At 68.2% G+C, this 24,406-nt stretch carries 25 protein-coding genes; 12 read left to right on the top strand and 13 right to left on the bottom strand.

Going from position 1 to position 24,406, the window contains the following annotated elements; translation table 11 throughout:
• Positions 1-70 precede the first annotated feature (70 nt).
• The 3 genes from ASG40_RS12090 to ASG40_RS12080 all read right to left on the bottom strand — a co-directional run bounded on the left by ASG40_RS12090 (position 71) and on the right by ASG40_RS12080 (position 2,029).
• Positions 71-841 carry an N-acetylmuramoyl-L-alanine amidase gene (locus ASG40_RS12090; RefSeq protein WP_055885789.1) on the bottom strand — a complete coding sequence of 257 codons (771 nt, stop codon included), beginning with the start codon at positions 839-841 and terminating at the stop codon, positions 71-73.
• Positions 838-1,563, bottom strand: a complete 726-nt coding sequence (locus ASG40_RS12085; RefSeq protein ID WP_055885786.1) for a J domain-containing protein — start codon at positions 1,561-1,563, stop codon at positions 838-840. The genes ASG40_RS12090 and ASG40_RS12085 overlap by 4 nt, the downstream gene beginning before the upstream one ends.
• A gap of 196 nt (positions 1,564-1,759) precedes the next feature.
• Positions 1,760-2,029, bottom strand: a complete 270-nt coding sequence (locus ASG40_RS12080; protein ID WP_055885784.1) for a hypothetical protein — start codon at positions 2,027-2,029, stop codon at positions 1,760-1,762.
• Between the two features lie 220 nt (positions 2,030-2,249).
• Between ASG40_RS12080 and ASG40_RS12075 the strand changes: the two genes are divergently transcribed.
• Both ASG40_RS12075 and ASG40_RS12070 read left to right on the top strand, forming a co-directional pair.
• Positions 2,250-2,816, top strand: coding sequence for an urease accessory protein UreE (locus ASG40_RS12075; RefSeq protein ID WP_055885781.1), 567 nt, complete (start codon positions 2,250-2,252; stop codon positions 2,814-2,816).
• Between the two features lie 169 nt (positions 2,817-2,985).
• Positions 2,986-3,897, top strand: a complete 912-nt coding sequence (locus tag ASG40_RS12070) for a class I SAM-dependent methyltransferase (protein ID WP_156387691.1) — start codon at positions 2,986-2,988, stop codon at positions 3,895-3,897.
• 400 nt (positions 3,898-4,297) lie between these two features.
• Here ASG40_RS12070 and ASG40_RS20630 read toward each other — a convergent pair whose 3' ends face one another.
• Positions 4,298-5,083: an FkbM family methyltransferase gene (locus tag ASG40_RS20630; RefSeq protein ID WP_082524036.1), complete on the bottom strand. Its 786-nt coding sequence runs from the start codon at positions 5,081-5,083 to the stop codon at positions 4,298-4,300.
• Positions 5,084-5,303: 220 nt separating this feature from the next.
• Between ASG40_RS20630 and ASG40_RS21225 the strand changes: the two genes are divergently transcribed.
• Both ASG40_RS21225 and dusA read left to right on the top strand, forming a co-directional pair.
• Positions 5,304-5,642 carry a hypothetical protein gene (locus ASG40_RS21225; RefSeq protein WP_156387690.1) on the top strand — a complete coding sequence of 113 codons (339 nt, stop codon included), beginning with the start codon at positions 5,304-5,306 and terminating at the stop codon, positions 5,640-5,642.
• Complete coding sequence (dusA, locus tag ASG40_RS12060) at positions 5,635-6,654, top strand: tRNA dihydrouridine(20/20a) synthase DusA (protein ID WP_082524035.1); 1,020 nt, start codon at positions 5,635-5,637, stop codon at positions 6,652-6,654. The genes ASG40_RS21225 and dusA overlap by 8 nt, the downstream gene beginning before the upstream one ends.
• Positions 6,655-6,658: 4 nt before the next feature.
• Here the strand turns inward: dusA and ASG40_RS12055 are convergent, their stop codons facing one another.
• From ASG40_RS12055 to cobS, 3 genes are read right to left on the bottom strand one after another with little or no spacing between them, the layout of a single operon-like run.
• A complete protein-coding gene (locus ASG40_RS12055; protein ID WP_055885770.1) occupies positions 6,659-7,348 on the bottom strand; it encodes a retropepsin-like aspartic protease family protein in 690 nt (229 codons plus the stop codon).
• The gene (locus ASG40_RS12050) at positions 7,345-7,548 is read right to left on the bottom strand and encodes a DUF1289 domain-containing protein (protein WP_082494548.1); all 204 of its coding nucleotides are present in this window, start codon (positions 7,546-7,548) and stop codon (positions 7,345-7,347) included. The genes ASG40_RS12055 and ASG40_RS12050 overlap by 4 nt, the downstream gene beginning before the upstream one ends.
• A 51-nt stretch (positions 7,549-7,599) precedes the next feature.
• Complete coding sequence (gene cobS / locus ASG40_RS12045) at positions 7,600-8,430, bottom strand: adenosylcobinamide-GDP ribazoletransferase (protein WP_055885764.1); 831 nt, start codon at positions 8,428-8,430, stop codon at positions 7,600-7,602.
• A 92-nt stretch (positions 8,431-8,522) separates the two neighbouring features.
• Here cobS and cobT point away from each other — a divergent pair, with 92 nt between their 5' ends.
• Positions 8,523-9,554: a nicotinate-nucleotide--dimethylbenzimidazole phosphoribosyltransferase gene (gene cobT, locus ASG40_RS12040; RefSeq protein WP_055885761.1), complete on the top strand. Its 1,032-nt coding sequence runs from the start codon at positions 8,523-8,525 to the stop codon at positions 9,552-9,554.
• 313 nt (positions 9,555-9,867) lie between these two features.
• Positions 9,868-10,128 (top strand): hypothetical protein, encoded by a 261-nt coding sequence (locus tag ASG40_RS12035; protein WP_055885759.1) that lies wholly within the window; start codon positions 9,868-9,870, stop codon positions 10,126-10,128.
• A 178-nt stretch (positions 10,129-10,306) separates the two neighbouring features.
• Here the strand turns inward: ASG40_RS12035 and ASG40_RS12030 are convergent, their stop codons facing one another.
• Positions 10,307-11,077 (bottom strand): potassium channel family protein, encoded by a 771-nt coding sequence (locus tag ASG40_RS12030; protein WP_055885756.1) that lies wholly within the window; start codon positions 11,075-11,077, stop codon positions 10,307-10,309.
• A 311-nt stretch (positions 11,078-11,388) separates the two neighbouring features.
• Here ASG40_RS12030 and nhaA point away from each other — a divergent pair, with 311 nt between their 5' ends.
• Positions 11,389-12,603: a Na+/H+ antiporter NhaA gene (gene nhaA, locus ASG40_RS12025; RefSeq protein ID WP_055885753.1), complete on the top strand. Its 1,215-nt coding sequence runs from the start codon at positions 11,389-11,391 to the stop codon at positions 12,601-12,603.
• Positions 12,604-12,731: 128 nt separating this feature from the next.
• On the opposite strand, the gene ASG40_RS12020 is transcribed toward nhaA, so the two are convergent.
• Positions 12,732-14,276 (bottom strand): sensor histidine kinase, encoded by a 1,545-nt coding sequence (locus ASG40_RS12020; protein WP_055885751.1) that lies wholly within the window; start codon positions 14,274-14,276, stop codon positions 12,732-12,734.
• Positions 14,277-14,540: 264 nt separating this feature from the next.
• Here ASG40_RS12020 and ASG40_RS12015 point away from each other — a divergent pair, with 264 nt between their 5' ends.
• Together ASG40_RS12015 and ASG40_RS12010 are read left to right on the top strand one after the other, a co-directional pair.
• Positions 14,541-14,996: a (2Fe-2S)-binding protein gene (locus ASG40_RS12015; RefSeq protein WP_055885748.1), complete on the top strand. Its 456-nt coding sequence runs from the start codon at positions 14,541-14,543 to the stop codon at positions 14,994-14,996.
• A 64-nt stretch (positions 14,997-15,060) separates the two neighbouring features.
• A complete protein-coding gene (locus tag ASG40_RS12010; RefSeq protein WP_055885745.1) occupies positions 15,061-17,262 on the top strand; it encodes a xanthine dehydrogenase family protein molybdopterin-binding subunit in 2,202 nt (733 codons plus the stop codon).
• Positions 17,263-17,355: 93 nt separating this feature from the next.
• Here the strand turns inward: ASG40_RS12010 and ASG40_RS12005 are convergent, their stop codons facing one another.
• From ASG40_RS12005 to rpoZ, 4 genes are all read right to left on the bottom strand, one after another.
• Entirely contained in the window at positions 17,356-18,012 is a 657-nt protein-coding gene (locus ASG40_RS12005) for a LabA-like NYN domain-containing protein (RefSeq protein ID WP_055885742.1), read from the bottom strand.
• A gap of 350 nt (positions 18,013-18,362) precedes the next feature.
• Entirely contained in the window at positions 18,363-18,953 is a 591-nt protein-coding gene (gene pyrE / locus ASG40_RS12000; RefSeq protein WP_055885739.1) for an orotate phosphoribosyltransferase, read from the bottom strand.
• A 79-nt stretch (positions 18,954-19,032) separates the two neighbouring features.
• Positions 19,033-21,273 (bottom strand): RelA/SpoT family protein, encoded by a 2,241-nt coding sequence (locus tag ASG40_RS11995; protein ID WP_055885736.1) that lies wholly within the window; start codon positions 21,271-21,273, stop codon positions 19,033-19,035.
• A 198-nt stretch (positions 21,274-21,471) separates the two neighbouring features.
• Positions 21,472-21,882, bottom strand: coding sequence for a DNA-directed RNA polymerase subunit omega (gene rpoZ, locus ASG40_RS11990; protein WP_055885734.1), 411 nt, complete (start codon positions 21,880-21,882; stop codon positions 21,472-21,474).
• 286 nt (positions 21,883-22,168) lie between these two features.
• Between rpoZ and fabD the strand changes: the two genes are divergently transcribed.
• The 3 genes from fabD to ASG40_RS11975 all read left to right on the top strand — a co-directional run bounded on the left by fabD (position 22,169) and on the right by ASG40_RS11975 (position 24,405).
• Positions 22,169-23,110 carry an ACP S-malonyltransferase gene (gene fabD, locus ASG40_RS11985; RefSeq protein WP_055885731.1) on the top strand — a complete coding sequence of 314 codons (942 nt, stop codon included), beginning with the start codon at positions 22,169-22,171 and terminating at the stop codon, positions 23,108-23,110.
• Positions 23,111-23,147: 37 nt separating this feature from the next.
• A complete protein-coding gene (gene fabG / locus ASG40_RS11980) occupies positions 23,148-23,888 on the top strand; it encodes a 3-oxoacyl-[acyl-carrier-protein] reductase (protein WP_055885727.1) in 741 nt (246 codons plus the stop codon).
• Between the two features lie 280 nt (positions 23,889-24,168).
• Positions 24,169-24,405 (top strand): acyl carrier protein, encoded by a 237-nt coding sequence (locus ASG40_RS11975; protein ID WP_018044468.1) that lies wholly within the window; start codon positions 24,169-24,171, stop codon positions 24,403-24,405.
• Position 24,406: the final 1 nt, after the last annotated feature.

Here is a 24,406-nt window from a genome sequence, read left to right as displayed (position 1 = left end):
CCGCATCGCGGTCCGACACCCGCCTGCCCGCCGGTAACGGCGTCGCAGGCGAGGGGGACCGATCGTCACGTCACGGCGATGGCGGTGGGGGCCTGTCTCTGGCGGCGATGAGGTCGCGCAGGGTGGTGATGGTCGAGGAATCGGCGATGCCGTCGACCCGCTCCTGGCGGAAATGGCGCTGGAAGGCCGTCACCACCGCCAGGGTCCGCGCGTCGAAGGTGCCGGTCACCGCAAGGTCGTATCCGTAGAGGGCGAACATCGCCTGGAGCGCCTCGATCGGCTGGCCGGCGTCGCCCTGCGCGAAGAAGCGCCCGTCGCGGATCGGGGCCGGCGGCACATGGTGCCCGACGCCCTCCCTGGCGAGGCGGTCCCAGGGAAAGCGCTCGCCGGGGTCTTCCTTGCGCTCGGGCGCGATATCGGAATGGGCGAGCACGCCGGCCGGACGGATCGGCCAGCGCGAGACGAGGTCCCGGCACAGTGCGATCACGGCCGCGATCTGGACGTCCGGGTAGGGCGGCAGGCCGCCGTCGTGGCCGGGATTGACGATCTCGACGCCGAGCGAGCGCGAGTTCACGTCGCGCTCGCCCGCCCAGGCCGAACGGCCGGCGTGCCAGGCGCGGCGGCCTTCCGGGACCATCTGCATCGCCCTACCGTCCTCCAGCACCACGTAGTGGGCGGAGACCTCGGAGAGCGGGTTGGCGAGGCGCTGGATGGCGGCGGCGGCCGAATCCATGCCGGTGTAGTGCAGGATCAGGAGGTTCGGCGGCCCGCCGATGCGCTCGCCGTGGTTGGGCGAGGGCACCACGCTGGTGGCGACGGCGCTTTCCGGGGTCGCCTTCACCGCAGGCCCCGCTCGGTCGCGATGCGGTCGTAGGCGGCGTTGATGGCCGCGAGCCGCCGGGTGGTGATGGCCACCGCCTCCGCCGGCAGGCCGCGGGCGATGGCCCGGTCGGGATGGTTCTCGATCACCAGGGCGCGGTAGGCCGCCTTGATCGCGCCGTCCTCGGCGTCCGCTTCCAAACCGAGCACGAGGTAGGGATCGTCCGACAGGCGCATGTGCCGCGCCGCGATCCGCCGGAAGGCGTGCTCGTCGTAGCCGAAGATCTCGGCGACGGCGCGCAGGTAGCGTTCCTCCGCCTCGTGGATCGCCCCATCGGCCTTGGCGATGTGGAACAGGCCGTCGAGCACGTCCTCGAGCATCTGCGGCTCATCGTGGAAGACCGAGGCCATCTGCCGGGCATAGGCCTCGAAGCCGCTGGTCGTGCCCTTGGCGAGGTCGAACAGCCGCGCCACGCCGGGGCGGGCATCGGCGTCCACCGCCACCACCTTGTCGAAGGCCTCGACCTCGGACTCGGTCACGACCCCGTCGGATTTCGCCATCTTGGCGGCGAGGGCCACCAGACCGGTGGTGAAGACCACGTCGCGCGGCGTCGTGCCGAAGATCGCGCCCTCGCGGTCCACCAGGAAGTGCCCGGCCGCGAGGCCGACGAGCCCCCCGAGCGGCCCGCCGATGGCGAGCCCGAGGCCGGCGCCGCCGAGCTTGCCCCAGATTCCGTCGCTCATCGCAGGGGCCGGTCGGTGTGGACGGGAGGGAAATCGACGGTCATCGTCTCGGCGCGGGAACACGGCATCGGGCGCAAGCCATACACCGGAGCACGCAGGCGCAAAAGCGATAGCGCAGATGCGAGAAGGGGCCGGAACCGTCGGTTCCAGCCCCTCCTTCGCCGGCCGTGAAGACCGGCCGATCGGCGCGATGGACTCAGCGGCAGTACACGTCGCCGTAGGCGTCGCGGTAGGTGCCGTAGGGGCAGCGCGGCGCGCTGGCGGCGCCGACGATGGCACCGCCGGCTCCGCCGATGGCGGCACCGGCCAGGGCGCCGCCGGCGCGGCCGGTGGCGGCTCCGCCGATGGCGGCTCCCGCCAGGGCGCCGAGGCCGGCGCCGCCGAGGGCGCGGTCCTCGGGAGTGTTGCAGGCGCCGAGCGAGAGGGCGAGGGCGCCCGCGAGGGCCGTGGCGATGAGCTTCTTCATGATGGCGGAGGTCCCTTGTGCAGTGAATCGGGTCCGGCTTTGCGCCGTGATGGGTCAGGCTCGACGATCCGGCGGATCACCGCGCTGGGATGAGCTTAGCCGTACAGGCTCATGAATGCACCCTGGCGGCATTCGGTTCCGCCCATGCTTTCCGTTCGCATGGAAAACCCTTTAGAGAGGCCCGATCCCCACAGGTCCGGGGCCCGTCACCGAGGACATCATGCTGCGCGCCACCACCATCGTCCGCAAGCCGGCCGTCCGCCCGGAGACCGTGGTCGACACCGTGATCCTCGACCACGCCGCCCGGCAGGCGACGACGGGCGAGATCACCGGGCAGGGGGGCCTGGGCCTCACCCTCGCCCTCACCGCGACCACGGGGCTGGAGGACGGGGACGCCCTGCGCCTCGACGACGGCCGCCTGGTGGCGGTGCGCGCGGCGGCCGAACCGCTGATCGCGGTGCGGGCCGAGAACCCGGCCCGCCTCATGCGCCTGGCCTGGCAGCTCGGCGGCAACCACGTGGCCGCCGAAATCGGGCCCGACGTGCTCTACGTCCCGGCCGACGCGGCGGTGGCCGAGCTCGTCCGCGGCCAGGGCTGCACCGCGCAGGCCGTCTCGCGCGCCTTCAAGCCCGAGCGCGCCGCGCACGACCACAGCCAATGCGGCCACGATCATCACGCGCACGATCACCAGGCCCACGCCGGTGACGGCCACCAGGATCACGGGCACGACCACGCGGCTCACGACCGCGGCCACGTCCATGGCCCGGACTGCAAGCACGACCACTGAGCCGTCGTCTGCAACCCATCCGAAAAATGCATCTCCTGGAGGAATAAAGCGCGCTACCATGGGCTCATTGAGGTACAAACCCTGACCGCTTGGCTTGGACCGAACGGACCTGCGAAAAGACGGCCTGGTTCATTTTGCCTTCTCGACGGCCTAGGAACGAGATTTCGATATGGAAACGAAGAATGTTTGGTCTCCGGTATCGGAGCGAAACAGAAGACTGACTTTCGGGGTCGATCCGGCCATTCACATGGGCGTGGAAATCGGAGCACTCAACAACCCGATTATTGCTCCTGAATTCGGCATCTGCGAATATGTCGACTATACGGACGCCGCCAATCTGCGCAAACAACATGCCGCCCTACCGGACCGGGTTGCCGGTATCGTTGACGTTCATCACGTCTGGAGCGGAAACGGTTCGTTGGCAGACATCGTCGGAAACGGGAACCGATACGACTTCGCGATCGCCAGCCACGTCATAGAACACGTACCGAACACCTTGGGATGGTTTCGCGGCATCCATGAGGTCCTGCGCGCGGGGGGTACCTTTAACCTCGCCATCCCCGACAAGCGGTACACCTTCGACGTCAACTGCCCGGTGAGCACCATCGGGCAGTTGATCGAGGCCGATCTGCTCGGGTATTCGAAGCCGAGCATTCGCCAGATGGTCGACCATTGCGTCCACATCGCGAAAATCGAGCCCGGCGACATCTGGAAGAACCAGATCGATCCCAAGGGTCTCGCCCCCTACAATGGCGAGTTCGCACTTTGGATCGCCGAGACTCAGGCCAAACAGATCGCTCAAGAAGGGCAATATTTTGATAGTCACTGCTGGATATACACCCCGCAATCATTTTTGAGTCTCATTCGACAGGCAGTATTGCTTGAGCGTTTTGATTTTGAGATTACTAACTTCTTGAACACAGAACCTGACGAGTTTGAATTTTTTGTTTCGCTCCGCAAGTCGACAGACCCCGCTAGTCGCGAGGCACTGAAGATGCGTCAAATCACGGCAATCGATACTTTCAAGAGGAGCATCGAACACCAGCAATATCGGGCAGCACTTACAGCCGGACACGGGTAGGGACGCCGCTCAGGACCTTCGCAGTTGGAGCCTTGAGCGACAGATAACGCTACGGTGAGCCTGGCTGCAGTACAGACATAAGCTGCGCGAGAAACGCACACTCGGCGTCGCTCAACAACGTTGTGTACGGAAGAGTCTTGCGAGCAAGCTTGGCGCGGGCAGCGGGTGTGCAAATCGGTTTCCTGAGTGCGCGTCGAACACTTCCGCAACACTCGCGATCCCCGCCGTTCACTCAACAGTTGAGCGGTACGGCCTGCTATAATGCAAAGTTAATCGCGACAGGGCAGTGAAGATTGCTCAGGCCCTCGCAGGGGTGTTGCCGATGAGTTATGTTTATAAAACGAGAAACCCGGCGCGTCCGTGAGGACAGCCGGGCTCAAGTATTTAATGTCTTCTTTGCCTATCGCAGAAGCACGTCGGCAGCCGTTACGGCCGCTTCGAACATCTCGACTTTTGCCTCCGGGACAAGCACGTGATTCCAGGCCCCCAAGTCGAAAGCGACGACTTCCTCTCGCATCGCCATCCCATCCCGATGCAACCGATAGCGGCGGAAGCCGTCTTGGTCGGCGATCTCGTTGATCAAAACTGTATCGGCCGCGTGCAGCACTTCGATGAACAGGATTGGCTTTGCCTCCCGTATAGTACGCCGCGCGCCCGCCAGCACCGCAGGTTCGTGACCCTCAACATCCAACTTAATGAGGGATGGGGCGGGCAACCGCATGTCATCAAGGCGCCGCGTTGATACCGACACTGATCCAGCAAAGTTTTGGAACTCTGAATTCAACGAACAGCTGGTTTCCATCAAGCCGTGGCCCGCATCAGGAACATACAACGGGGCCCTTCCATTAGCGTCGGATAACGCTACGCGATGCAGAAAAATCCGGTCTCGAAAATCATTTGCCGCAATCGTTTTCTGCAAGATGTCGATCACTGGCGGATAAGGCTCGAAAGCTTGCGCAGTAAGATCAGGGTTTGCCGCGCACGCAAGCAGCGTATAAATCCCGTTATTTGCACCAATATCATAGAAGACGCTTTTGCCCGCAGCGCGAGCCAAACTGGTGAATACAGCAGGCATTGGACGTTCAAATGAGCCGTCCGATACCTGACCTGCAACAGCGTCATGTACTGCCGGAGGAAATATCTTGAACCATTGGCCCAAAAATTCGAACGTGATCACTTCTGACATGCCGCCTCCAATTCGCAATGGGAGCGGTTATTCCAGCGCAGGCATGCATCGTCAATCGGCTGTGATGCAATTGCCAGTTACACCTTAGCCGAGCATTGCGTGCCGGGCAGGGCTATGGCGGGACGGGGATGGTAGGCGAACGCGGTCATCCTGCGTAGAGATTATCTCTTGCGCGATGAGTTAGACCCTGGATCGCCTTCACCATCTTGCGGTTTTCCTGGTGGCGATCCTCAGCAATGCGTATCTCGAGGAGGCGGCCTTCGAGCTCTCGGGTTTCGCCGCGACCTCTTTTGGTCCGCGTTGCCATCTGGATCTCGGGCCTGAACGTGAAGCAGTCGTGCAGGCCCTGATTGATCTGCCCGTCCCTTTTGGCGATCACCTGCGCATGGTATCCGGTCGTTCCGTTTGTCTGCCTTCTCCCAGCGATCGTCCCCACGCTATGCCGGCACAGCATGCGGCGTCGGGCTACAGCACTGCTGTACCGGTCGCAGCGAAACGGGTGAAAACCGACCAAAACAGCCGCAAACGGTACAGCATGGAAACGACGGTAAGTGACTAACGCAGTTAAAAAAAACAACGATTTCAGTCCATACCGGTTATCCATTGCACCGATGATGGATTGGACGGACCGTCACTGCCGGTCGTTCCACCGCGTCCTGTCGCGGCGGGCGCGGCTCTACAGCGAGATGGTCACCACCGGCGCCGTGCTCCATGGGCCGCGCGACCGGTTACTCGCCTTTTCCCCGGCCGAGCATCCGGTGGCGGTGCAGCTCGGCGGCTCGGACCCGGCCGACCTGGCGAGAGCCGCCCGCATCGCGGCGGACTACGGCTACGACGAGGTCAACCTCAACGTCGGCTGCCCGTCCGACCGTGTCCAGGACGGTCGCTTCGGTGCCTGCCTGATGCGCGAGCCGGGGCTGGTCGGCGATTGCGTCGCGGCGATGAAGGCGGCCGTCCGCGTCCCGGTGACGGTCAAGTGCCGCATCGGGGTCGACGACCAGGGCGAGGAGGCCCTCGACGCCCTCGCCGAGGCGGTGGTCGCGGCGGGCGTCGACGCCCTCGTCGTCCATGCCCGCAAGGCCTGGCTCCAGGGCCTCTCGCCCAAGGAGAACCGCGACGTGCCACCCCTCGACTACCCGCGCGTCGCCGCCCTGAAGCGGGCGCGGCCGACCCTGCCGATCGCCGTCAACGGCGGCATCGCCACGATTCCCGACGCGCTCGGCCATCTGAGCGCGGTCGACGGGGTGATGATCGGCCGGGCGGCCTACGGCGACCCGGCGATCCTCCTCGAGGTGGACCCGATGCTGTTCGGCGAGGCGGCGCCGGTGGCCGACGCCTTCGCGGCGGTCGAGGCCTTCGCGCCGACGATCGCCGACGCCCTGGCCGAGGGGGTCCGCCTCCACACGATCACCCGGCACATGCTGGGCCTGTTCAACGGGCGGCCGGGCGCGCGCGCCTATCGCCGCCACCTCTCCACCGTGGGCACGCAGTCCGACGCCGGCCTCCGGGACCTGCGCGACGCGGTCGCGATGGTCTCGCGCGAATGGCCCGAGGCGACCCGCGCCGCCTGAACGGTCAGGGCGCGCGAAGGGTCAGCCGGTCGCCGCGGACCTCGTAGGAGCCGAGGCGGCTGAGAAAGCTCATGCCGAGGAGATTGTCGGACAGGGCACCCGGACGGCTGATCAGCGCCGAGACCCGCCTCAGGGTGATGTCGCCCACCGCGAGGCTGTCGAGGTAGGCCGGCGCGGCCACCGTGGTGCCGTTGGCGGTGGAGATCCGCACGCTGAACTCCGACTCCTTGGGCGTCAGCGAGAGGGCGGCGGCGTTCTCGGCGGTCAACACCACGGCGCTGGCGCCGGTGTCGAAGACGAAGGTCTGCACCCGCCCGTTCACCGCCGCCCTCACCTGGAAGTCGCCGCCCGCCCGCCGGGCGATGGTGACGCTGCCGCCCGGCCCGGTGGTGGCGCTGCCGGGGCGCAGCTCGCCCACGATGCGGTTGCCGACCTCGCGCGCCTCGTCGCGATAGGCGTAGGCGCCGACGCAGGCGAGGCCGAGGAGGCCCCAGATCGCCAAGGCCCGCAGGTTCTCGCCCATGCGGCTGCGGAACTCGCCCCAGAACCCGGCCGCGATCATCGCGAGCAGCGCGCCGCTGCCGGCCAGCCCCGCGAGCTGCTCCGGCTCGAGGCCGATGATCCGCCCCTCGCCGTGATTCAGGACGAGGGCCACGAGCACGATGCCGAGCACCCCGATGGCGAGGTAGATCATCGTGCCACCTTGCGGCGCTGGGCGGCTCTCAGGCGCTCGGGCAGGGTCGCCATGATCGCCCGGCGCCTGGCCTCCGGCATCCCCCCCCACAGGGCGATCTCGTCGCGGGTGCGGCCGCAGCCCTCGCAAAGCCCCAGCCCATCGTCGAGGACGCAGAGCTTGGTGCAGGGGCTGGAGGCTTTCTGGACGAGGCTGATCATGACCCGTTCCATGCCGGGCCGCGCGGCCGGGATCAAGTCGAGGGCATGGCCTCAGGCGGGGGTCGCGACAAGGAGACCGAGGAGGGCCGCGATCTCGGCGAGCTGCTGACAGGCCCCGACCACGTCGCCGGTCTGGCCGCCGATGCTGCGCCGCGCGAGGCCGGCGACGCCCCAGGCGGCGAGGGCGCAGCCGCCGACCATCAGGGCGAGAGCGGCGACCGGGAGACCGAACGGCAGGCTCAGACCCGCGAGACCCAGGCCGAGCACCACGGCGATGCCGAAAGTCCGGCGGCTCGGGCGTCCCACCGCGGCGCCGGCGCCCCCCGGCCGGGCCGGATCGAGCGCCACCAGGGGATACAGCGCCGCCGTGCGCGACAGCGCCGCGGCCAGGACCAGCGCCACCGCGGCGACGGCATCGATCCGGTCGAGGAGGGTCGCGAGCGCCCCGATGCGCAGGGCCAGCGACAGCATCAGGGCGACGCCGCCGTAGGCGCCGATGCGGCTGTCGCGCATGATCTCGAGACGGCGCTCGCGGGTGGCCCCGCCGCCGAACCCGTCGGCGACGTCCGCGAGCCCGTCCTCGTGCAGGGCGCCGGTGACGAGGACGCCGGCCGCCACCGCCAGGGTCGCGGCCAGGAACGGCCCGAGCCCGAGCGCCCAGGCGCCGAGCAGCACGAGCCCCGAGGGGAGTGCCAGGACGAGGCCGGCCAGCGGCAGCATCCGCGGCGCGGTGCGGAAATCGGGCACGCCGTGCGGGTCGCCCTCGCCGGGCAGGCGCGGCACCGGCAGCCGGCTGTAGAAGCGCAGGCACGCGGCGAGGTCGTAGGCGGCCCGAGCCCCGGGAAAGCCGGGGTCCGCGATGTCGCGCGCATCCTGCGCCATGGTCGGCCCGCCTTCACCCTCGCACCTGCGAAAGCTATAGCGGAGCGACAGCGCGCCGCCATCCCGGCCCGACCCGCGCGAGGGATGTCGCCATGACCGTCGAGACACCGTCCGAAGAAGGCCCGTTCGCGGACATCCGCTGCCTGATCGCCACGATGCCCGGCCCGGACGGCGACGCCCTCGCCATGGTGCGCGAGCGCGACGCGATGCTGACCAAGCCCGCCGGCGCCCTCGGTCGCCTGGAACGCCTGGTGGAATGGCTCGCCGCCTGGCAGGGCAAGGGCCGGCCGAGCCTGGACCGGCCGCTGGTCTGCGTCTTCGCCGGCAGCCACGGGGTCGTCGCCCGCGGCGTCTCGGCGTTCCCGCCGGAGGTGAACCGGCAGATGCTCGACACGTTCGCCGCCGGCGGCGGAGCCATCAACCAGATCTGCGCCGCCTACGGCCTCGGCTTCAAGGTGTTCGATCTGGCCATCGACCTGCCCACCGGCGACATCTGCGCCGGCCCCGCCTTCTCCGAGAAGGACTGCGTGGCGACCATGGCCTTCGGCATGGAGGCGGTGGCCGCCGGCACCGATTGCCTGGGGCTCGGCGAGATGGGCATCGGCAACACCACCATCGCCGCGGCGATCTACGCGGCCCTCTACGGCGGCGAGCCGGCCCATTGGGTCGGCCGCGGCACGGGGGTCGACCAGGCCGGGCTGACCCGCAAGACGCAGGCCGTGGCCGACGCGCTCGCCCACCACGCCGGCCACCTCGACGATCCTTTGGAGGTCCTGGCGCGCCTGGGCGGCCGCGAGATCGCCGCCATGGCCGGCGCCATTCTCGCCGCCCGCCTGCAGCGGGTGCCGGTGGTCCTCGACGGTTACGTCGCCACCGCGGCGGCGGCGGTGCTCCACGCCATCGACCCGGCGGCCCTGGACCATTGCCTCTCCGGCCACGTCTCGGCGGAGGGTGCCCATGCCGACGTGCTCGACCGGCTGGGACTGGTGCCGCTGCTGGCCCTCGGAATGCGCCTCGGCGAAGGCTCAGGCGCCGCGATGGCGATCGGCGTGCTCAAGGGCGCCCTGGCCTGCCACCGCGACATGGCGACGTTCGCGCAGGCGGGGGTCGCGGGTCCGGCCTGACCGCATCGACCGGGGCGGGTCTTTCGCGACCGCGGCGAACCGGACGGTCGCCGACAGGCGGCTCGTCGAGACCTGCTTTGAAGCGAGGCTTGCCCCGGAGAGACGCTTGCCCTGGAGAAACGCCGGGCGACGAACCGTTTTAGGCTCCCCCCGGCTGGGACGGCACGAGACCGGGTGCAGCCGACGGTTTTAATCCGGCCGCTCATGTGCCTGCGCGCACGTCATGGATGAGATCGGCACCCCATATCTGGCTTACACAGTGAGAAGCGGACCAAACAGTTGGTTCGTACTGTCAAGGAGCTAGCAAGCCATTATGAAGACCCGTATCGCCGCTATTGCCACCGCCCTTGTCCTTGGCGTTGCTCCGATCTCGTCCGCGATGGCTTTCGAGAGACCCTCTCGCTACACGACCTTCTCGCCCTACGATGTGGAGACCACGGACTCGATCAATGACGTCCGTCGCCCGCCGGCGTATTTCGGCTGTCCGATGAGTTCGGCCGCCGAAGGCAATGCCAACCAGCAGAACTTCCCCGTCCAGCAGTACGGCCAGACCTCGGGCGGCAACCGCTGCTGATCCGGCCCCTCGGAACGAACGGATGCTGTTGAAGACCTTCACCTACGTCATGGCCGCCGTCTGTGCGGCGGGCCTGATCGTCACCGTCTATCAATCGGCTCACCTGCTGCTCGCCGCCTGAGCCCGAACCGATCCCGCGGAGGGGCCGCCTGCAACGGCGGCCCCTCCGTTCGCCTGTCTAGCTATCGCCCTCGTCGGGGATGTTCAGGGTGACGCCGCAGGCCTTGCAGTGGACCGCGTCGGGTTCGTGGCGCTGGAGGCCGCAGGTCGGGCAGGGAAAGCGCACCTTGTAGGGGCGGAAGAGAACCTGCGCGAGGCGGAAGAACAGCGTCACGCCGCAGATCATCACGAAGACCGAGATCAGCCGGCCGGTCGTACCCGGCAAGGTGATGTCGCCGTAACCCGTGGTCGAGAGCGACGTCACCGTGAAATAGAGTGCGTCGACGGGGGTGGCGATGGCGGGGTTGCTGCCGTGCTGGGTGACGTAGATCACACCGGTCATCACGAACACGAACACCACGAGGTTGGTGCCGGCCAGGATCGCGTCCTCGTGGCGGCGGAACAGCGCGCTGTCCTTCCGGAGGCGGTCGAGCAGTTCGTAGGTGCGCAGGAGCCGGAGCGTGCGCAGGATGCGCAGGAAGCCGGCGCTTTCGCCCAGGAGCGGAAGCAGGAACGACGCGATCGCGGCCAGATCGGCCCAGGTGGTGACGCGCAGGAACTCGCGGCTGGGCCGCGGGCTGACGACGAGGCGAGCCACGAAATCGAGCAGGACGATCAATCCGAGCACGATGTCGAGCACCGCGATCCAGCCCGTGCGCGGCATGAACGACGACACGATGACGAACAGGATCGTGGCCACGTCGAAGACGAGCAGGCCGTAGCGGAAGCGATGCGCCCGGTCGGTGTCGCCCTCGTAGAGTTCCTTCAAGCGCGTGGCGTACCAGGTCATGAGGTCCCGACAGGTGTGTGTGGTCGCCCGGCGCCCGCAGTGGGATGGCCCGCGCCCCCAGGAACGTCTGTCGTGATGAAACCGGCGGCCGGAGGCGTCGCGTTTTCCAGAAAGCGAGACGAATGTCATCCACCCGACACGAAACCGAGTCCCGGCAAACCAAGTGCCGGCTCGATGCGAGGGGCCGCCCACCGACGGTCTCGGAATTCGCGTCGCACCCCGTTCGTGATCGCGATGCGACCGTCGCAGTGGAGCGCCGAATCTCACCCGGGCCCGTTGAACCTCGCATGAAACGCTGACAGGGCTGACACATGCACGCGCCAAGCCCCATTCGCCGCCCGTTCTCAGCCCTGCGGGCGATGCTGCACAACGAAGCGAGCGGCGGCCTCGTCCTCATGGCGAGCGCCGCCCTGGCCCTGATCGTCGCCAACTCCGCGCTGGCGCCCGCCTATTTCGCCACGCTGAAGGCCTATCTCGGGCCCTTGAGCGTGCTCCACTGGGTCAACGATGCCCTGATGGCGGTGTTCTTCCTGCTGGTCGGCCTCGAGATCAAGCGGGAGGTGCTGGACGGGCGCCTGCGCACCTGGCCCGATCGCGTCCTGCCGGGGGTGGCGGCACTGGGCGGCATGGTCGCCCCGGGCCTCGTCTATCTCGCCGTCAACTGGCACTCGCCGGAAACCCTGCGGGGCTGGGCGATCCCGGCGGCCACGGACATCGCCTTCGCCCTCGGCGTCCTGGCCCTGCTCGGCTCGCGCGTGCCGGTCTCGCTCAAGATTTTTCTCACGGCATTGGCGATCATCGACGACCTCGGCGCGGTGCTGATCATCGCGGCGTTCTACACCGCCGAACTGTCCCTGCCGATGCTCGGCGGGGCTGCGGTCGCCTTCGCCGTCCTGTTCGGCCTGAACAAGGCCGGGGTCAGCCGACTGACGCCCTACCTCGTGGTCGGGGTGGTGCTCTGGGTCTTCGTGCTCAAATCCGGGATCCACGCGACGATCGCGGGCGTGCTCCTGGCGATGACGATCCCCCTTCGCCTCAGCATCGGCAAGCCCGACGATCCGACATCGCCGCTGCACAAGCTCGAACACATCCTGCACCCGTGGTCGTCGTTCCTGATCCTGCCGATCTTCGGCTTTGCCAATGCCGGCGTGTCGCTGGCGGGAGTCACCGGCAAGATGATGCTCGACCCGGTGACGCTGGGCGTCGCCCTCGGCTTGTTCCTCGGCAAGCAGGTCGGCGTGTTCGGGTTCGTCCTGGTCGTCGTCAGGCTCGGTTGGGCGCAACGGCCCGCGCATGCCAGCTGGCTACAGGTCTACGGCGTGGCGCTGTTGTGCGGGATCGGCTTCACCATGAGCCTGTTCATCGGCCTCCTGGCCTTCGCCGACTCGCCGGAACTCGAGGCCGAGACCAAGATCGGCGTGCTGGCCGGCTCCCTCGTCTGCATGGCGCTGGGCGCGCTCGTGCTGCGGTTCGCGCCAGGTGGTTCCCGCCCGGCGAAAGTCGCGGCGGCAAGGCCTAACCCCTGAACGGCCGACGGAAGGCGAGCTCGTACGCTGCGTCGGCGCCGGCAAAGGAAATCCGCCGGTGCGTGAGCCGCGTGGAAGGACCGGCGTATCGTCGGCGAAGGGCCGGCAACCGCGCCGGAGGCGTTCGGTCAGGCCGCCGACCGCCGAGCCCCGTCCATCCTCGCCTCGGGCACGAGGCCGTCGACCTCCAGGTCCACGGCCGGCAGGGTTTCCATGACCCGGCTCGCGGGGAAGGTCACCACCACCTCGGTGCCCTCGCGCGGGCGCGAGGACAGCTGGAAGGTGCCACCGTGGAGGTCCACGAGGCCCTTGACGATGGGCAAGCCGAGGCCGGAGCCCTGTTCGGCGGTCTTGATCGCGAGGGAACCGCGGCCGAAGGACGACATCACGGTACCGATCTCGTCCTCCGGAATGCCCGGGCCGGTATCCTTCACGCTGACGTATTGGCCTCCGGACCCCGTCCAGCCGACCTTGATCGTGATCTCGCCGCCCGGCGGCGTGAACTTCACGGCGTTGGAGAGCAGGTTGAGCACGATCTGGCGCAGGGCCCGCTCGTCGGCCCACAGGCGCGGCAGCGTACCGTCGATGAACTCGCGGAAGGTCTGGCCCTTGCTGCGCGCCCGCAGCCCGACCATGTGGCGCGATTCTTCCACCGCCTGGGCGAGTTCCGTCGCTTCCTCGTTGAGCTCGTAGCGGCCCGCCTCGATGCGCGAGAGGTCGAGGATCTCGTTGATCAGGTTGAGGAGATGGAGCCCGCTCTCGTGGATGTCCTTGGCGTATTCGCCGTAGGACGGCGCCACGTGCGGGCCGAACACCTCGTTCTTCATCACCTCCGAGAAGCCGAGGATGGCGTTGAGCGGCGTGCGCAACTCATGGCTCATGGTGGCCAGGAAGCGCGACTTGGCGAGGTTGGCCTCCTCGGCCCGGCGCCGCGCCTCGTCGGAATTGGCCTTGGCGTGCTCGAGTTCGCCGAAGATCGCGTCCTTCTCGGCCTGGGACTGCAGGGCCTCGACGGTGGAGACGTAGACCCGGCGCCCGACCACCAGGAAGAACACCTGCGAGCCCAGCGCCATCGTGACGAGGATGATCGTGTCCATGTCGTGGGAGATCGTCAGGAGACCCAGCGCCGCCAGCATCAGCGGGACCAGGGCCGCGACGGCCGCCGCCGGCAGGGTCGCCGCCAGCATCGTCGCCACCGCCGCCACGATGACGAGGCCGAACAGGACGAAGGTCTGCGCCTCGCTCGACCCGACCAGGACCATCAGGCCCCAGGACACGCTCTGGACCGCCTCGGACACCACGAACGCGCGCCGCCAGCGGTCCACCGAGACCGTCTCCGGGTCGGCGGCCAGGAAGCGCCGGGTCAGCCACATGGTCAGCGCCACCGACGCCACCAGGCAGATCGCCCAGCACAGGGAGAAGCTCAGCGGCACCCAGAACGCCGAAGCCCCCGCCACCGCGGTGGCGAGCAGCGCCTGCGGCAGGCCTGCGCCGGCCCGGTACTGCGCGTAGATCCGGATGAGTTCGTAATCGAACGCTCGTTCGAGACCGCTCGTGGAGGTGAGGCGCTCCCGGGCCGAGCGGATGTCGCGCGCGATCTCGCGTCGCCGAACGACCTCCTCGACGGAGGGCCCACGCCCGCGTTGCACCATCTCCGCCGTCAGATCGGTCATCACCGTCTTGAAATTTGAAGTGATCGATGTCGCGGGCGGGAAACCACGTCTGCCGCCCGACCGAGGCTCGAACCTGCGCGGGATGTGTTAAGAACGGCTGAGGGAGATCCCGTCGATTGTCCGCAATCGGGACGGGATGCACAGGGCGACGGAGGCGGGACGCCCCCCCGAATCATGTGCGCGGGCGCACATGAGAACGGGTTGGCCGGGACTAGCCTCGGTACCGTCGACCTTGAGCGACTCGAACAAGTCCGGAGACGCGGGATGCTGACACTCACCGTCAATGGCGTGGCGCACCAGATCGACGCCGATCCGCAGACGCCACTGCTCTGGGTCCTGCGCGATCACCTCGACAAGACCGGCACCAAGTACGGCTGCGGCATCGCCCAATGCGGTGCGTGCACCGTCCACCTCGACGGGCAACCCGTGCGCGCCTGCCAAACCAAGGTCGGCGACGTCGGCACCGCCGCCGTCACGACCATCGAGGGGGTTTCAGGGCGCGTGGCCGAGGCGGTCCGCACGGCCTGGCGCGGCCTCGACGTGGTCCAGTGCGGTTATTGCCAGTCCGGCCAGATCATGTCGGCCATCGGCCTGCTCTCGTCGACCCCCAAGCCCACCGATGCCGACATCGACGGGGCCATGGACGGCAACGTCTGCCGGTGCGGCACCTACCAGCGCATTCGCGCGGCGATCCACGACGCCGCCCGCACCCTCGCTTGACGGCGCCTTTGCCCGATCGATCCCGCGCACGCCCTACGTTTCCCAGAGGACTGGAGCCCGAGCCATGCTGAAGGTCCATCCGACACCGCCGGCCGCCACACCCTCGCGCCGGGCCTTCCTCGAAGGTGCCGCCGCCACCGGTGCCGTGCTGATCGGCTTCCACCTCGATGCCGGCAAGGCCGTGCGGGCCGCCGCCGGTCCGGATCTCTCGACGCTGCCGGCGCAGCCCAACGCCTTCGTGCGCATCGCCGCCGACGACACCGTCACGGTGATGATCAAGCACCTCGACATGGGGCAGGGCAACACCACCGGGCTCGCCACCATCCTCGCCGACGAACTCGACGCCGATTGGGCTCAGGTTCGCACCGCCTTCGCGCCGGCCGACGCCACCCTCTACGCCAACCTCCTGATGGGCCCGGTCCAGGGCACCGGCGGCTCGACGGCCATCGCCAACTCCTGGTTCCAGTTGCGAAAGGCCGGAGCGGCCGCGCGCGCCATGCTGGTGGCCGCGGCGGCCGCGCGCTGGAAGGTTCCCGCGAGCGAGATCACCGTGGCGTCGGGCGTCGTCGCGCATGCGGCGTCGAACCGGCAGGCGCGATTCGGCGAACTCGCCGAGGCCGCCGCGAGTCAGCCGGTGCCGCAGGAGCCGCGCCTGAAGGACCCGAGCCAGTGGCGTCTCATCGGCACCAAGGTCGCGCGCCTCGATTCGGCGGCCAAGACCGACGGCAGCGCCGTCTACGCCCTCGACATTCGCCGCCCCGGGCAGGTCACCGCGGTGGTCGCCCATGCGCCGCGCTTCGGCGGCGTGGTCGCGGCGGTGGACGACAAAGCCGCCCGCGCGGTGCCCGGCGTCATCGACGTGGTCAGGATTCCCACCGGCGTCGCGGTCATCGCCAAGGATACCTGGTCGGCGATCCGGGGCCGCGAGGCCCTGGTGCTGACCTGGGACGACGCGGGCGCCGAGACGCGCTCGTCGGACGCCATCCTCGCGTCCTATCGCGAGATGGCGCGACGCCCCGGCCTCGTCGCCTCAGAGCGCGGCGACCCGGAAGCCGCGATCAAGGGCTCGGCCAAGGTGCTGGAGGCCGAGTTCACCTTCCCCTATCTCGCGCATGCCGCGATGGAACCGCTCAACGCCACCATCGAGCGGGCGAGCGACGGCGGCTACGACGTCTATGCCGGCTGCCAGCTACACTCCGTCGAGCAGGCGGTGATCGCCGGCACGCTGGGCGTGACGACCGACAAGGTCAGGCTGCACACCCAATGGGCCGGCGGCTCGTTCGGGCGCCGGGCGACGCCGGGGGCCGACTACCTCGCCGAGGCCGCCGCGATCCTGCGCGCCACCGGGGCCAAGGCGCCGGTCCACCTGGTCTGGACCCGCGAGGACGACATGGCCGGCGGTTTCTACCGGCCCACCGTGCTCCACACCCTCAAGGCCGGTCTCGACGCCAAGGGGGCGATCACCGGCTGGACCCACACCATGGTCGGCAAGTCGATCCTGATCGGCTCGCCCTTCGAGACCATGATGGTCAAGAACGGCGTCGATGCGACCACGGTGGAGGGCGCCTCCGACACGCCCTATGCGCTGCCGGCCTTCCGCTTCACGGTCCACAACGCGCGCGAAGGCGTGCCGGTGCTGTGGTGGCGCTCGGTCGGGCACACCCACACCGCCCAGGTGATGGAGGTCTTCATCGACGAACTCGCCCAGGCGGCGGGGGCCGATCCGCTCGCCTTCCGCCTCGGACTGCTCTCGTCGGCGCCGCGCCTGTCGGGCGTGCTGAAACTCGCCGCGGAAAAGGCGGGCTGGGGGTCACCGGCGGCCAAGGGCAGCGGGCTCGGCATCGCGGGGCACGAGTCGTTCGGATCCTACGTCGCCATGGTGGCCGACATCACCGCCGAGGATGCCAAGGTGAAGGTCAACCGCATCGTGGCGGCGGTGGACGTCGGCATCGCCGTGAATCCGGACGTGATCCGCGCGCAGGTGGAAGGCGCGGTGGGCTTTGCCCTCTCCTCGGTCCTGCGCAACCGCATCACCCTCAAGGACGGCGTCGTGCAGGAGCGCAACTTCGACGCCTACGAGCCGACCCGCATGAGCGAGATGCCCCTGGTCGAGGTCCACATCATGCCGTCCACGGCCGCCCCCACCGGCATTGGCGAGCCGGGCGTGCCGGTACTCGCCCCGTCGATCTCGAACGCGATCTTCGCGGCGACGGGCCAGCGGCTGCGCTCGCTCCCGCTCGACCTCAGCGGCATGAAAGGCGTGTGACGGGCAACCCCGCCCACGACCCCGGGTCTATCCGGGGTCGTGGGCATGAAGGGCTAAGGGGAACGGTTCTCCCGTCCGCCGGCGCTTCGGGACTCAGTTTCCCGTCGGCGACTCGTCGTCCTGGCGAATGCCGTAGCGGGATTCGAGGCCCGGGCTCGGCCGGGTCGGCCGCTCGGGCGACTCGCCGCGGCTGCGCGTATCGGCGTGGCTTCGGACCCCGCGCTCGCCGGGGTCGCGGCCGACCTTGCCGATGAGATGGACGAGGTCCAGGAACTCGTCGGCCTGCCGGCGCAACTCGTCGGAGACCATGGCAGGCTGGGTCTGGATCGAGGACACCACCGTCACCTTCACGCCGCGCCGCTGCATCGCCTCGACCAGGGAGCGGAAGTCGCCGTCGCCGGAGAACAGCACCATGTGGTCGATGAACGGCGCCAGCTCGAGGGCATCGATGGCCAGCTCGATGTCCATGTTGCCCTTGATCTTGCGGCGGCCGGAGGAATCCGTGAACTCCTTGGCGGGCTTGGTCACCACCCGGTAGCCGTTGTAATCGAGCCAATCGATCAATGGCCGGATCGAAGAGTACTCCTGATCCTCGATCATGGCCGTATAATAGAAAGCCCGGATCAGGTTGTCCCGGCCTTGAAATTCCTTGAGGAGTTTTTTGTAGTCGATATCGAACCCGAGTGTCTTGGTGGCGGCGTAAAGGTTGGCGCCGTCAATGAATAATGCACTACGTTGCTGCGTGGTCATGGAATAACCTGTCAGAAAATAACAATGGATAATATTCGATGTCTTGCCGGACCAAGGTCCGCAAAAGCATCGAGATAGGCATCGGCCGCAATATCGATCCACTCTCCGCCGTCATGATTGGAGCAGCGAAAGACTTGACGATCTATACCGGCCGGCAAGGAGTGCAATATTTTCAATCGCCAAGTTTGGTATCTGTACCCTAAAGCACGTCTTAATGTCAACGGTTTATCAAATGTTAGCTTTTATTTCTGGCGTTTTTACTTACTACAGGTTGCTATTTTAGGGTGTGTGCCGGTTTTCGCGTGTATTCCGCCAGGCGAATCGACGATTGTAGCGGTGAACGATCCGCTCTACGGGGCGGCGGCCACGCGGCTTCCGGGCTTCACCGCGGGAATGGCTGCGAGTTCCGGCGGCAGGGCGTGGGCGGGATAGGCCGGGATGTCGAGGGTGACGAGGCTCGCCAGCGGCAATCCGATCTCGCCGCGCCCGCCGGAGCGGTCGATGAGGCAGGCGGCACCGACCACGGTCCCGGCCTCCCCGGAGAGGGAGGCGAGGCATTCACGGGCCGAAAGGCCGGTGGTGACGATGTCCTCGACGATGACGGCGCGGGCACCGGCCGGGATGGAAAAGCCGCGGCGCAGCATGAAGGGCCCGCCGGGATCGCGCTCGACGAAGATCGCCTTGGCGCCGAGATGGCGCGCCGTCTCGTAACCGGGAACGATGCCGCCGATCGCCGGCGACACCACGATGTCGATCGCGCCGAAGGTGTCCCGGATCACGGTGGCGAGGACGCGGCACAGGCGCTCGGTCCGCGCCGGATCGGAGAAGATCGCCATCTTCTGGAGGAAGACGCCCGAATGCAGTCCGGAACTGAGGACGAAATGCCCCTCGAGCAAGGCGCCGGCGTCGCGGAACTCGGCAAGCACGTCGTCGGGTGTCATGAAAGCGGCTCCGGCTGCCCTGCTGCATCGCCCGGGCTTGTGGCAGTGCCGTCCGCGGGTGGCAAGGCGAGCGTCCCCGTCAGCCGTTGACCCGGTCGACCTTGCTCACCGCCCGTTTGCCGCGCAGTTCCGCGATGATGGCGTTGAGGTGCTTCAGGTCCCAGACCGAGAGGTCGATGACGATCTCGGTGAAATCCTGGGTGCGCCGCTTCATCGAAAGATTGTCGATGTTGCCGTCGTGGTCGGCGATCACTTGCGAGATCTGGGCGAGCACGCCCGGTTCGTTGATGGATTGCAAGGCGAGCCTGGCCGGGAATCGCTCGTTGCCGCCCGCCTCCACGTCCCAGCGCACGTCGAGCCAGCGTTCGGGCTCGTTGTCGAAGGCCGCCAGCGCCGCCGACTGGATCGGATAGATGGTCACGCCGACGCCCGGAGTCAGGATGCCGACGATGCGGTCGCCGGGGACCGCGCCGCCGTTGGGGGCGAAGGTGACGGCCAGATCGCTGTCGAGACCGCGAATCGGGATCGCCTCGGAGTGGGTCACGTCGGGCATCGCCCCGTCGGGGAAGGTCAGACGCATGGTCTGGTCCTTGGCCAGACTCAGCCGCCCCGCCCCGCCGCCGGCGGGCTGCTGCAGGGGCGAGGACGACCCGAGCCGGCGCTCCTCCTTGAAGTCGGGATAGACCGCCTTGACCACATCGCCCGAGAACATCTCGCCTCGGCCCACCGCCGCGAACACGTCCTCGGCCGAGACGCGGGCAAGGCGGGGCAGCGCGCCGCGCAGCTTGTCCTGCGTGAAGCTCTTGCCGGCCCGCTCGAAGGCGCGGTCGAGGATCTGGCGGCCGAGCCCGGCGTATTGCCGGCGCACCGCGACGCGGGTCGCCCGCCGGATGGCGGAGCGCGCCTTGCCGGTGACCACGAGCGACTCCCAGGCCGCCGGCGGCGACTGTCCGTCGGAGCGGGCGATCTCGACCTCGTCCCCGTTGGCGAGTTCGTAGAGCAGCGGCGCCATGCGCCCGTTGATCTTGGCGCCCACCGCCGAATTGCCGACGTCGGTATGGACGGCATAGGCGAAATCGATGGGGGTGGCGCCGCGCGGCAGGGCGATGAGGCGGCCCTTGGGCGTGAAGCAGAACACCTGGTCCTGGAACAGCTCGAGCTTGGTGTGCTCCAGGAATTCCTCGGGGCTGTCGCCCTCGGCCAGGAGTTCGATGGTGCGGCGCAGCCACTGGTAGGCGCCGCTCTCGGTGGCGAGGCGCGGGTGCACCCCGACCTCCTCCGTGTCGCCCGCCTCCTTGTAGTGGGCGTGGGCGGCGATGCCGTATTCGGCGATCTCGTCCATGGCGGCGGTGCGGATCTGCAGTTCGACGCGCTGGCTCTTGGGGCCGATCACGGTGGTGTGGATCGACCGGTAGTCGTTCTGCTTAGGGGTCGAGATGTAATCCTTGTAGCGGCCCGGCACCATCGGCCAGGTGGTGTGGACGACGCCGAGCGCCCCGTAGCAATCGTCGAGGCGCTCCACCACCACGCGGAACCCGAAGATGTCGGAGAGCTGCTCGAAGGCGATCGACTTGCGCTCCATCTTCGACCAGATCGAGAACGGCCGCTTCTGCCGCCCGCTCACCTGCGCGGTGATCCCGCGCGCCGCGAGCTTGGCGGTCAGATCGCGCTCGATGCTGTCGACCAGCCGTTCGGACCGGGCCGAGAGGTCGGAGAGCCTCTGCGTGATGGTGGCGTAGATGTCGGGCTTGAGGTTGCGCAGGGCGAGGTCCTCGAGCTCCTCGCGCAGCTCCTGCATGCCCATGCGGCCCGAGAGCGGCGCGTAGATGTCGAGGGTCTCCTCGGCGATCCGCACCCGCTTCTCGGGCGGCATGTGGTGGAGGGTCCGCATGTTATGCAGGCGGTCGGCGAGCTTCACGAGGAGCACGCGCACGTCGGCGGCCACCGCCAGAAGCAGCTTGCGGAAGTTCTCGCCCTGGGCCGCCCGCTTCGAGACGAGGTCGAGCCGCTTCAGCTTGGTCAGCCCGTCCACCAGGGCCCCGATCTCGGGGCTGAAGATCTCGCGGATCTCATCGAGGGTGGCGGCGGTGTCCTCGATGGTGTCGTGGAGCACGGCCGCCACGATGGTGGCGTCGTCGAGCTTGAGGTCGGTGAGGATCGCGGCGACTTCCAGGGGATGGGCGAAGAACGGATCGCCCGAGGCGCGCTTCTGGGTGCCGTGCGCGCGCATCGCATAGACGTAGGCGCGGTTGAGGAGGCTTTCGTCCGTGGCGGGGTTGTAGCGTCTGACCCGCTCGACGAGCTCGTACTGGCGCATCATCCGCCGTGTTCACCTTCCCTGATCGTCGCCGGCCCCGGTCACCACCGCCCGCGGCCGCCCGTCATTTGTTCCGCATCGCCGCGAGGCGCGCCAGACCCATGGCACCGCAACCCTGCGATAATCGCGCGTCGCGACGAAAAAACCCGGCGCCAGGGCCGGGTTTCGTCGTCGCGACGGAGGTCTCGGATCGAGAAGGCGCTATTCGCCCTCTTCCTCGGTCTCGGTCGGGGGTGCCAGGTTCTCGAGGCCGCGCAGGAGGTCTTCCTCGCTCATGCGGTCGAACTGCACGGCGCTGTCGTCGCTCGTGGAGGGCGGGGCCACCGAGGCGGCGGCCGGGGAGCTCGACAGCAGCGGCACGGTCTCGGCCTCGGGCTCGTCGACCTCCACGTACTTCTGCATGGAGTGGATGAGCTGTTCCTTGAGGTCGTCGGCGGTGATGGTGGCGTCGCCGATCTCGCGCAGGGCGCAGACCGGGTTCTTGTCGCGGTCGCGGTCGATCGTCAGGGGCGCCCCGGCGGCGAGCAGACGGGCACGGTGACTGGCGAGCAGGACGAGCTCGAACCGGTTCTCGACCTTGTCGATGCAATCTTCAACGGTGACGCGAGCCATGGCGGACGGCTCCTTCTTTGAAAACGGATGTTGGGGCTGAGCATGGCTCTTACACCGCATGACGCCCTGCAACAAGGAGCGTGCGAGACGAGCGGAAAGCCGCTTCTCCACGATCGGCGTGTGCGATGAAGCCCGGTGGCCATGATCGACAAATGCCGGCGGCATCGCGGCAACCGCCCCCTGCAGTGCCATGTTGACACAGGTGGCCGGCGATGCGACTGCGCCGCCCTCTCGGGCCGACCCGCCGGGGCGATCCTGGGGCGACCCCGAACGACGACGAGGACCGATGACGCGGGCATGCATCTTTCCAGGGCAGGGAAGCCAGTCGGTGGGCATGGGTCGGGCCCTGGCCGAGGCCTTCCCTCAGGCACGTCTCGTGCTGGAGGAGGTCGATGCGGCGCTGGGAGAGAGCCTGTCGCGCCTGATGTTCGAGGGGCCGGCCGACACGTTGACCCTGACCACCAATGCGCAACCCGCGCTGATGGCGGCGAGCCTCGCGACCCTGCGCGTGCTGGAGGCCGAGCGCGGCCTCGACCTGAAGCGCGACGTCGCCTGCCTCGCCGGGCATTCGCTCGGTGAATACACGGCCTTGGCCGCGGCCGGCACGGTCACGATCACCGACGCCGCCAGGCTGCTGCGGCTGCGCGGCGCGGCCATGCAGAAGGCGGCCGGGCCGGGGCAGGGCGCCATGGCGGCGCTGATCGGGCCTGATGCCGAGACGGCCGGAGCGATCGCGGCCGAGGCCGCCGAAGCGGACGTCTGCGAGGTCGCCAACGACAACGGCGCCGGGCAGGTGGTGCTGTCGGGCACCAGAGCGGCCGTCGAGCGGGCGGTCGCCATCGCACAGGGGCGCGGCGTCAAGCGCGCCGTGATGCTCAACGTCTCCGCCCCGTTCCACTGCTCGCTGATGGGGCCCGCCGCCGAGGCGATGCGCGCCGCGCTCGACGGCGTGCGGCTCCAGCCTCCCGTCGTGCCGATCTACGCCAACGTCCTGGCGGCCCCCGTCACCGATCCGGAGGCGATCCGAAATGCCCTCGTCGCCCAAGTCACCGGCACGGTGCGCTGGCGCGAGAGCGTGCTCGCCATGGTCGCCGCGGGGGTCGACAGCTTCCACGAGATCGGCGCCGGCAAGGTGCTCACCGGCCTCGTCAAGCGAATCGCCCCCGAGGCGAAGGCCGGCGCCATCGGCACGCCCGAGGACGTCGCCGCGTTCCCGGACCTGCGCTGACGCGCGGGCCCAGACCCAACAACCCGAGGGAAGCCCCATGTTCGACCTGACCGGCCGCAAGGCCCTCGTCACCGGCGCCACCGGCGGCCTCGGCGGCGCCATCGCCCGCGCGCTGCATGCGCAAGGGGCCGTGGTCGCGATCTCCGGCACCCGCAGCGAGGCCCTGGACGGGCTGGCCGGCGAACTCGGCGGCGACAGGGTTCATCCCCTGCTGACCGACCTCTCCGACAAGGCGGCGGTGGAGGCCCTGGTGCCGGCCGCCGAGGCGGCCATGGGCGGCCTCGACATCCTGGTGAACAATGCCGGCATCACCCGCGACAACCTCTTCCTGCGCATGAAGGACGAGGAATGGGACGCCGTGATCGCGGTCAACCTCACCGCCGCCTTCCGGCTGTCGCGGGCGGCGGTCAAGGGCATGATGCGCCGGCGCCACGGCCGCATCGTCAACATCGGTTCGGTGGTGGGTGCCACCGGCAATCCGGGCCAGGTCAACTACGCCGCCGCCAAGGCGGGCCTCGTGGGGATGACGAAGGCGCTGGCGGCCGAGGTCGCCACCCGCAACCTCACGGTCAACTGCATCGCACCGGGCTTCATCACCTCGCCGATGACCGACGGGCTCAACGACAAGCAGCGCGAGACGATCCTGACGCGCGTGCCCATGGGCCGCCTCGGCAGCGGCGGCGACGTCGCCGCGGCGGCGGTCTACCTCGCCTCCGACGAAGCCGGCTACGTCACCGGCCAGACCCTGCACGTCAACGGCGGCATGGCGATGTATTGACGATCCGCCCCGGCCTCGATTGCTGCGCCGCACACCGGACGAAGACCTTAGAATTCGCAGAAAGACCACACCGATGAATGGCTTGTGAACGGCCCCTCGCCAGCGCCGGAACCCTATGCTACCACCCCGCCTGCCGTGCTTGGGGGGTTGACGGATCAGCGTATAGCGGGTTTGCAGAACCCCGCGCGATCGGACACACGCCGCCTCCGACGAACGTCGGATCTGAGGAGCGGCCACGGCGCCTTCACCATCACGATCGAATAGCTAAGGACCAAGAACGATGAGCGATATCGCTGAGCGCGTGAAGAAGATCGTTGTCGAGCACCTGGGCGTCGAGCCCGAGAAGGTGGTCGAGGGGGCGAACTTCATCGACGACCTCGGCGCCGACAGCCTCGACACCGTCGAGCTCGTGATGGCGTTCGAGGAAGAATTCAACGTCGAGATCCCGGATGACGCCGCCGAGACGATCCAGACCGTCGGCGATGCCGTGAAGTTCCTCGAGAAGAACTCCGCTTGAG

This window comes from Methylobacterium sp. Leaf399 (assembly GCF_001424525.1).
Classification (GTDB): domain Bacteria; phylum Pseudomonadota; class Alphaproteobacteria; order Rhizobiales; family Beijerinckiaceae; genus Methylobacterium.
Note: the sequence above shows the minus strand (reverse complement) of the source record. Positions and strands in the feature narration are given on the sequence as shown.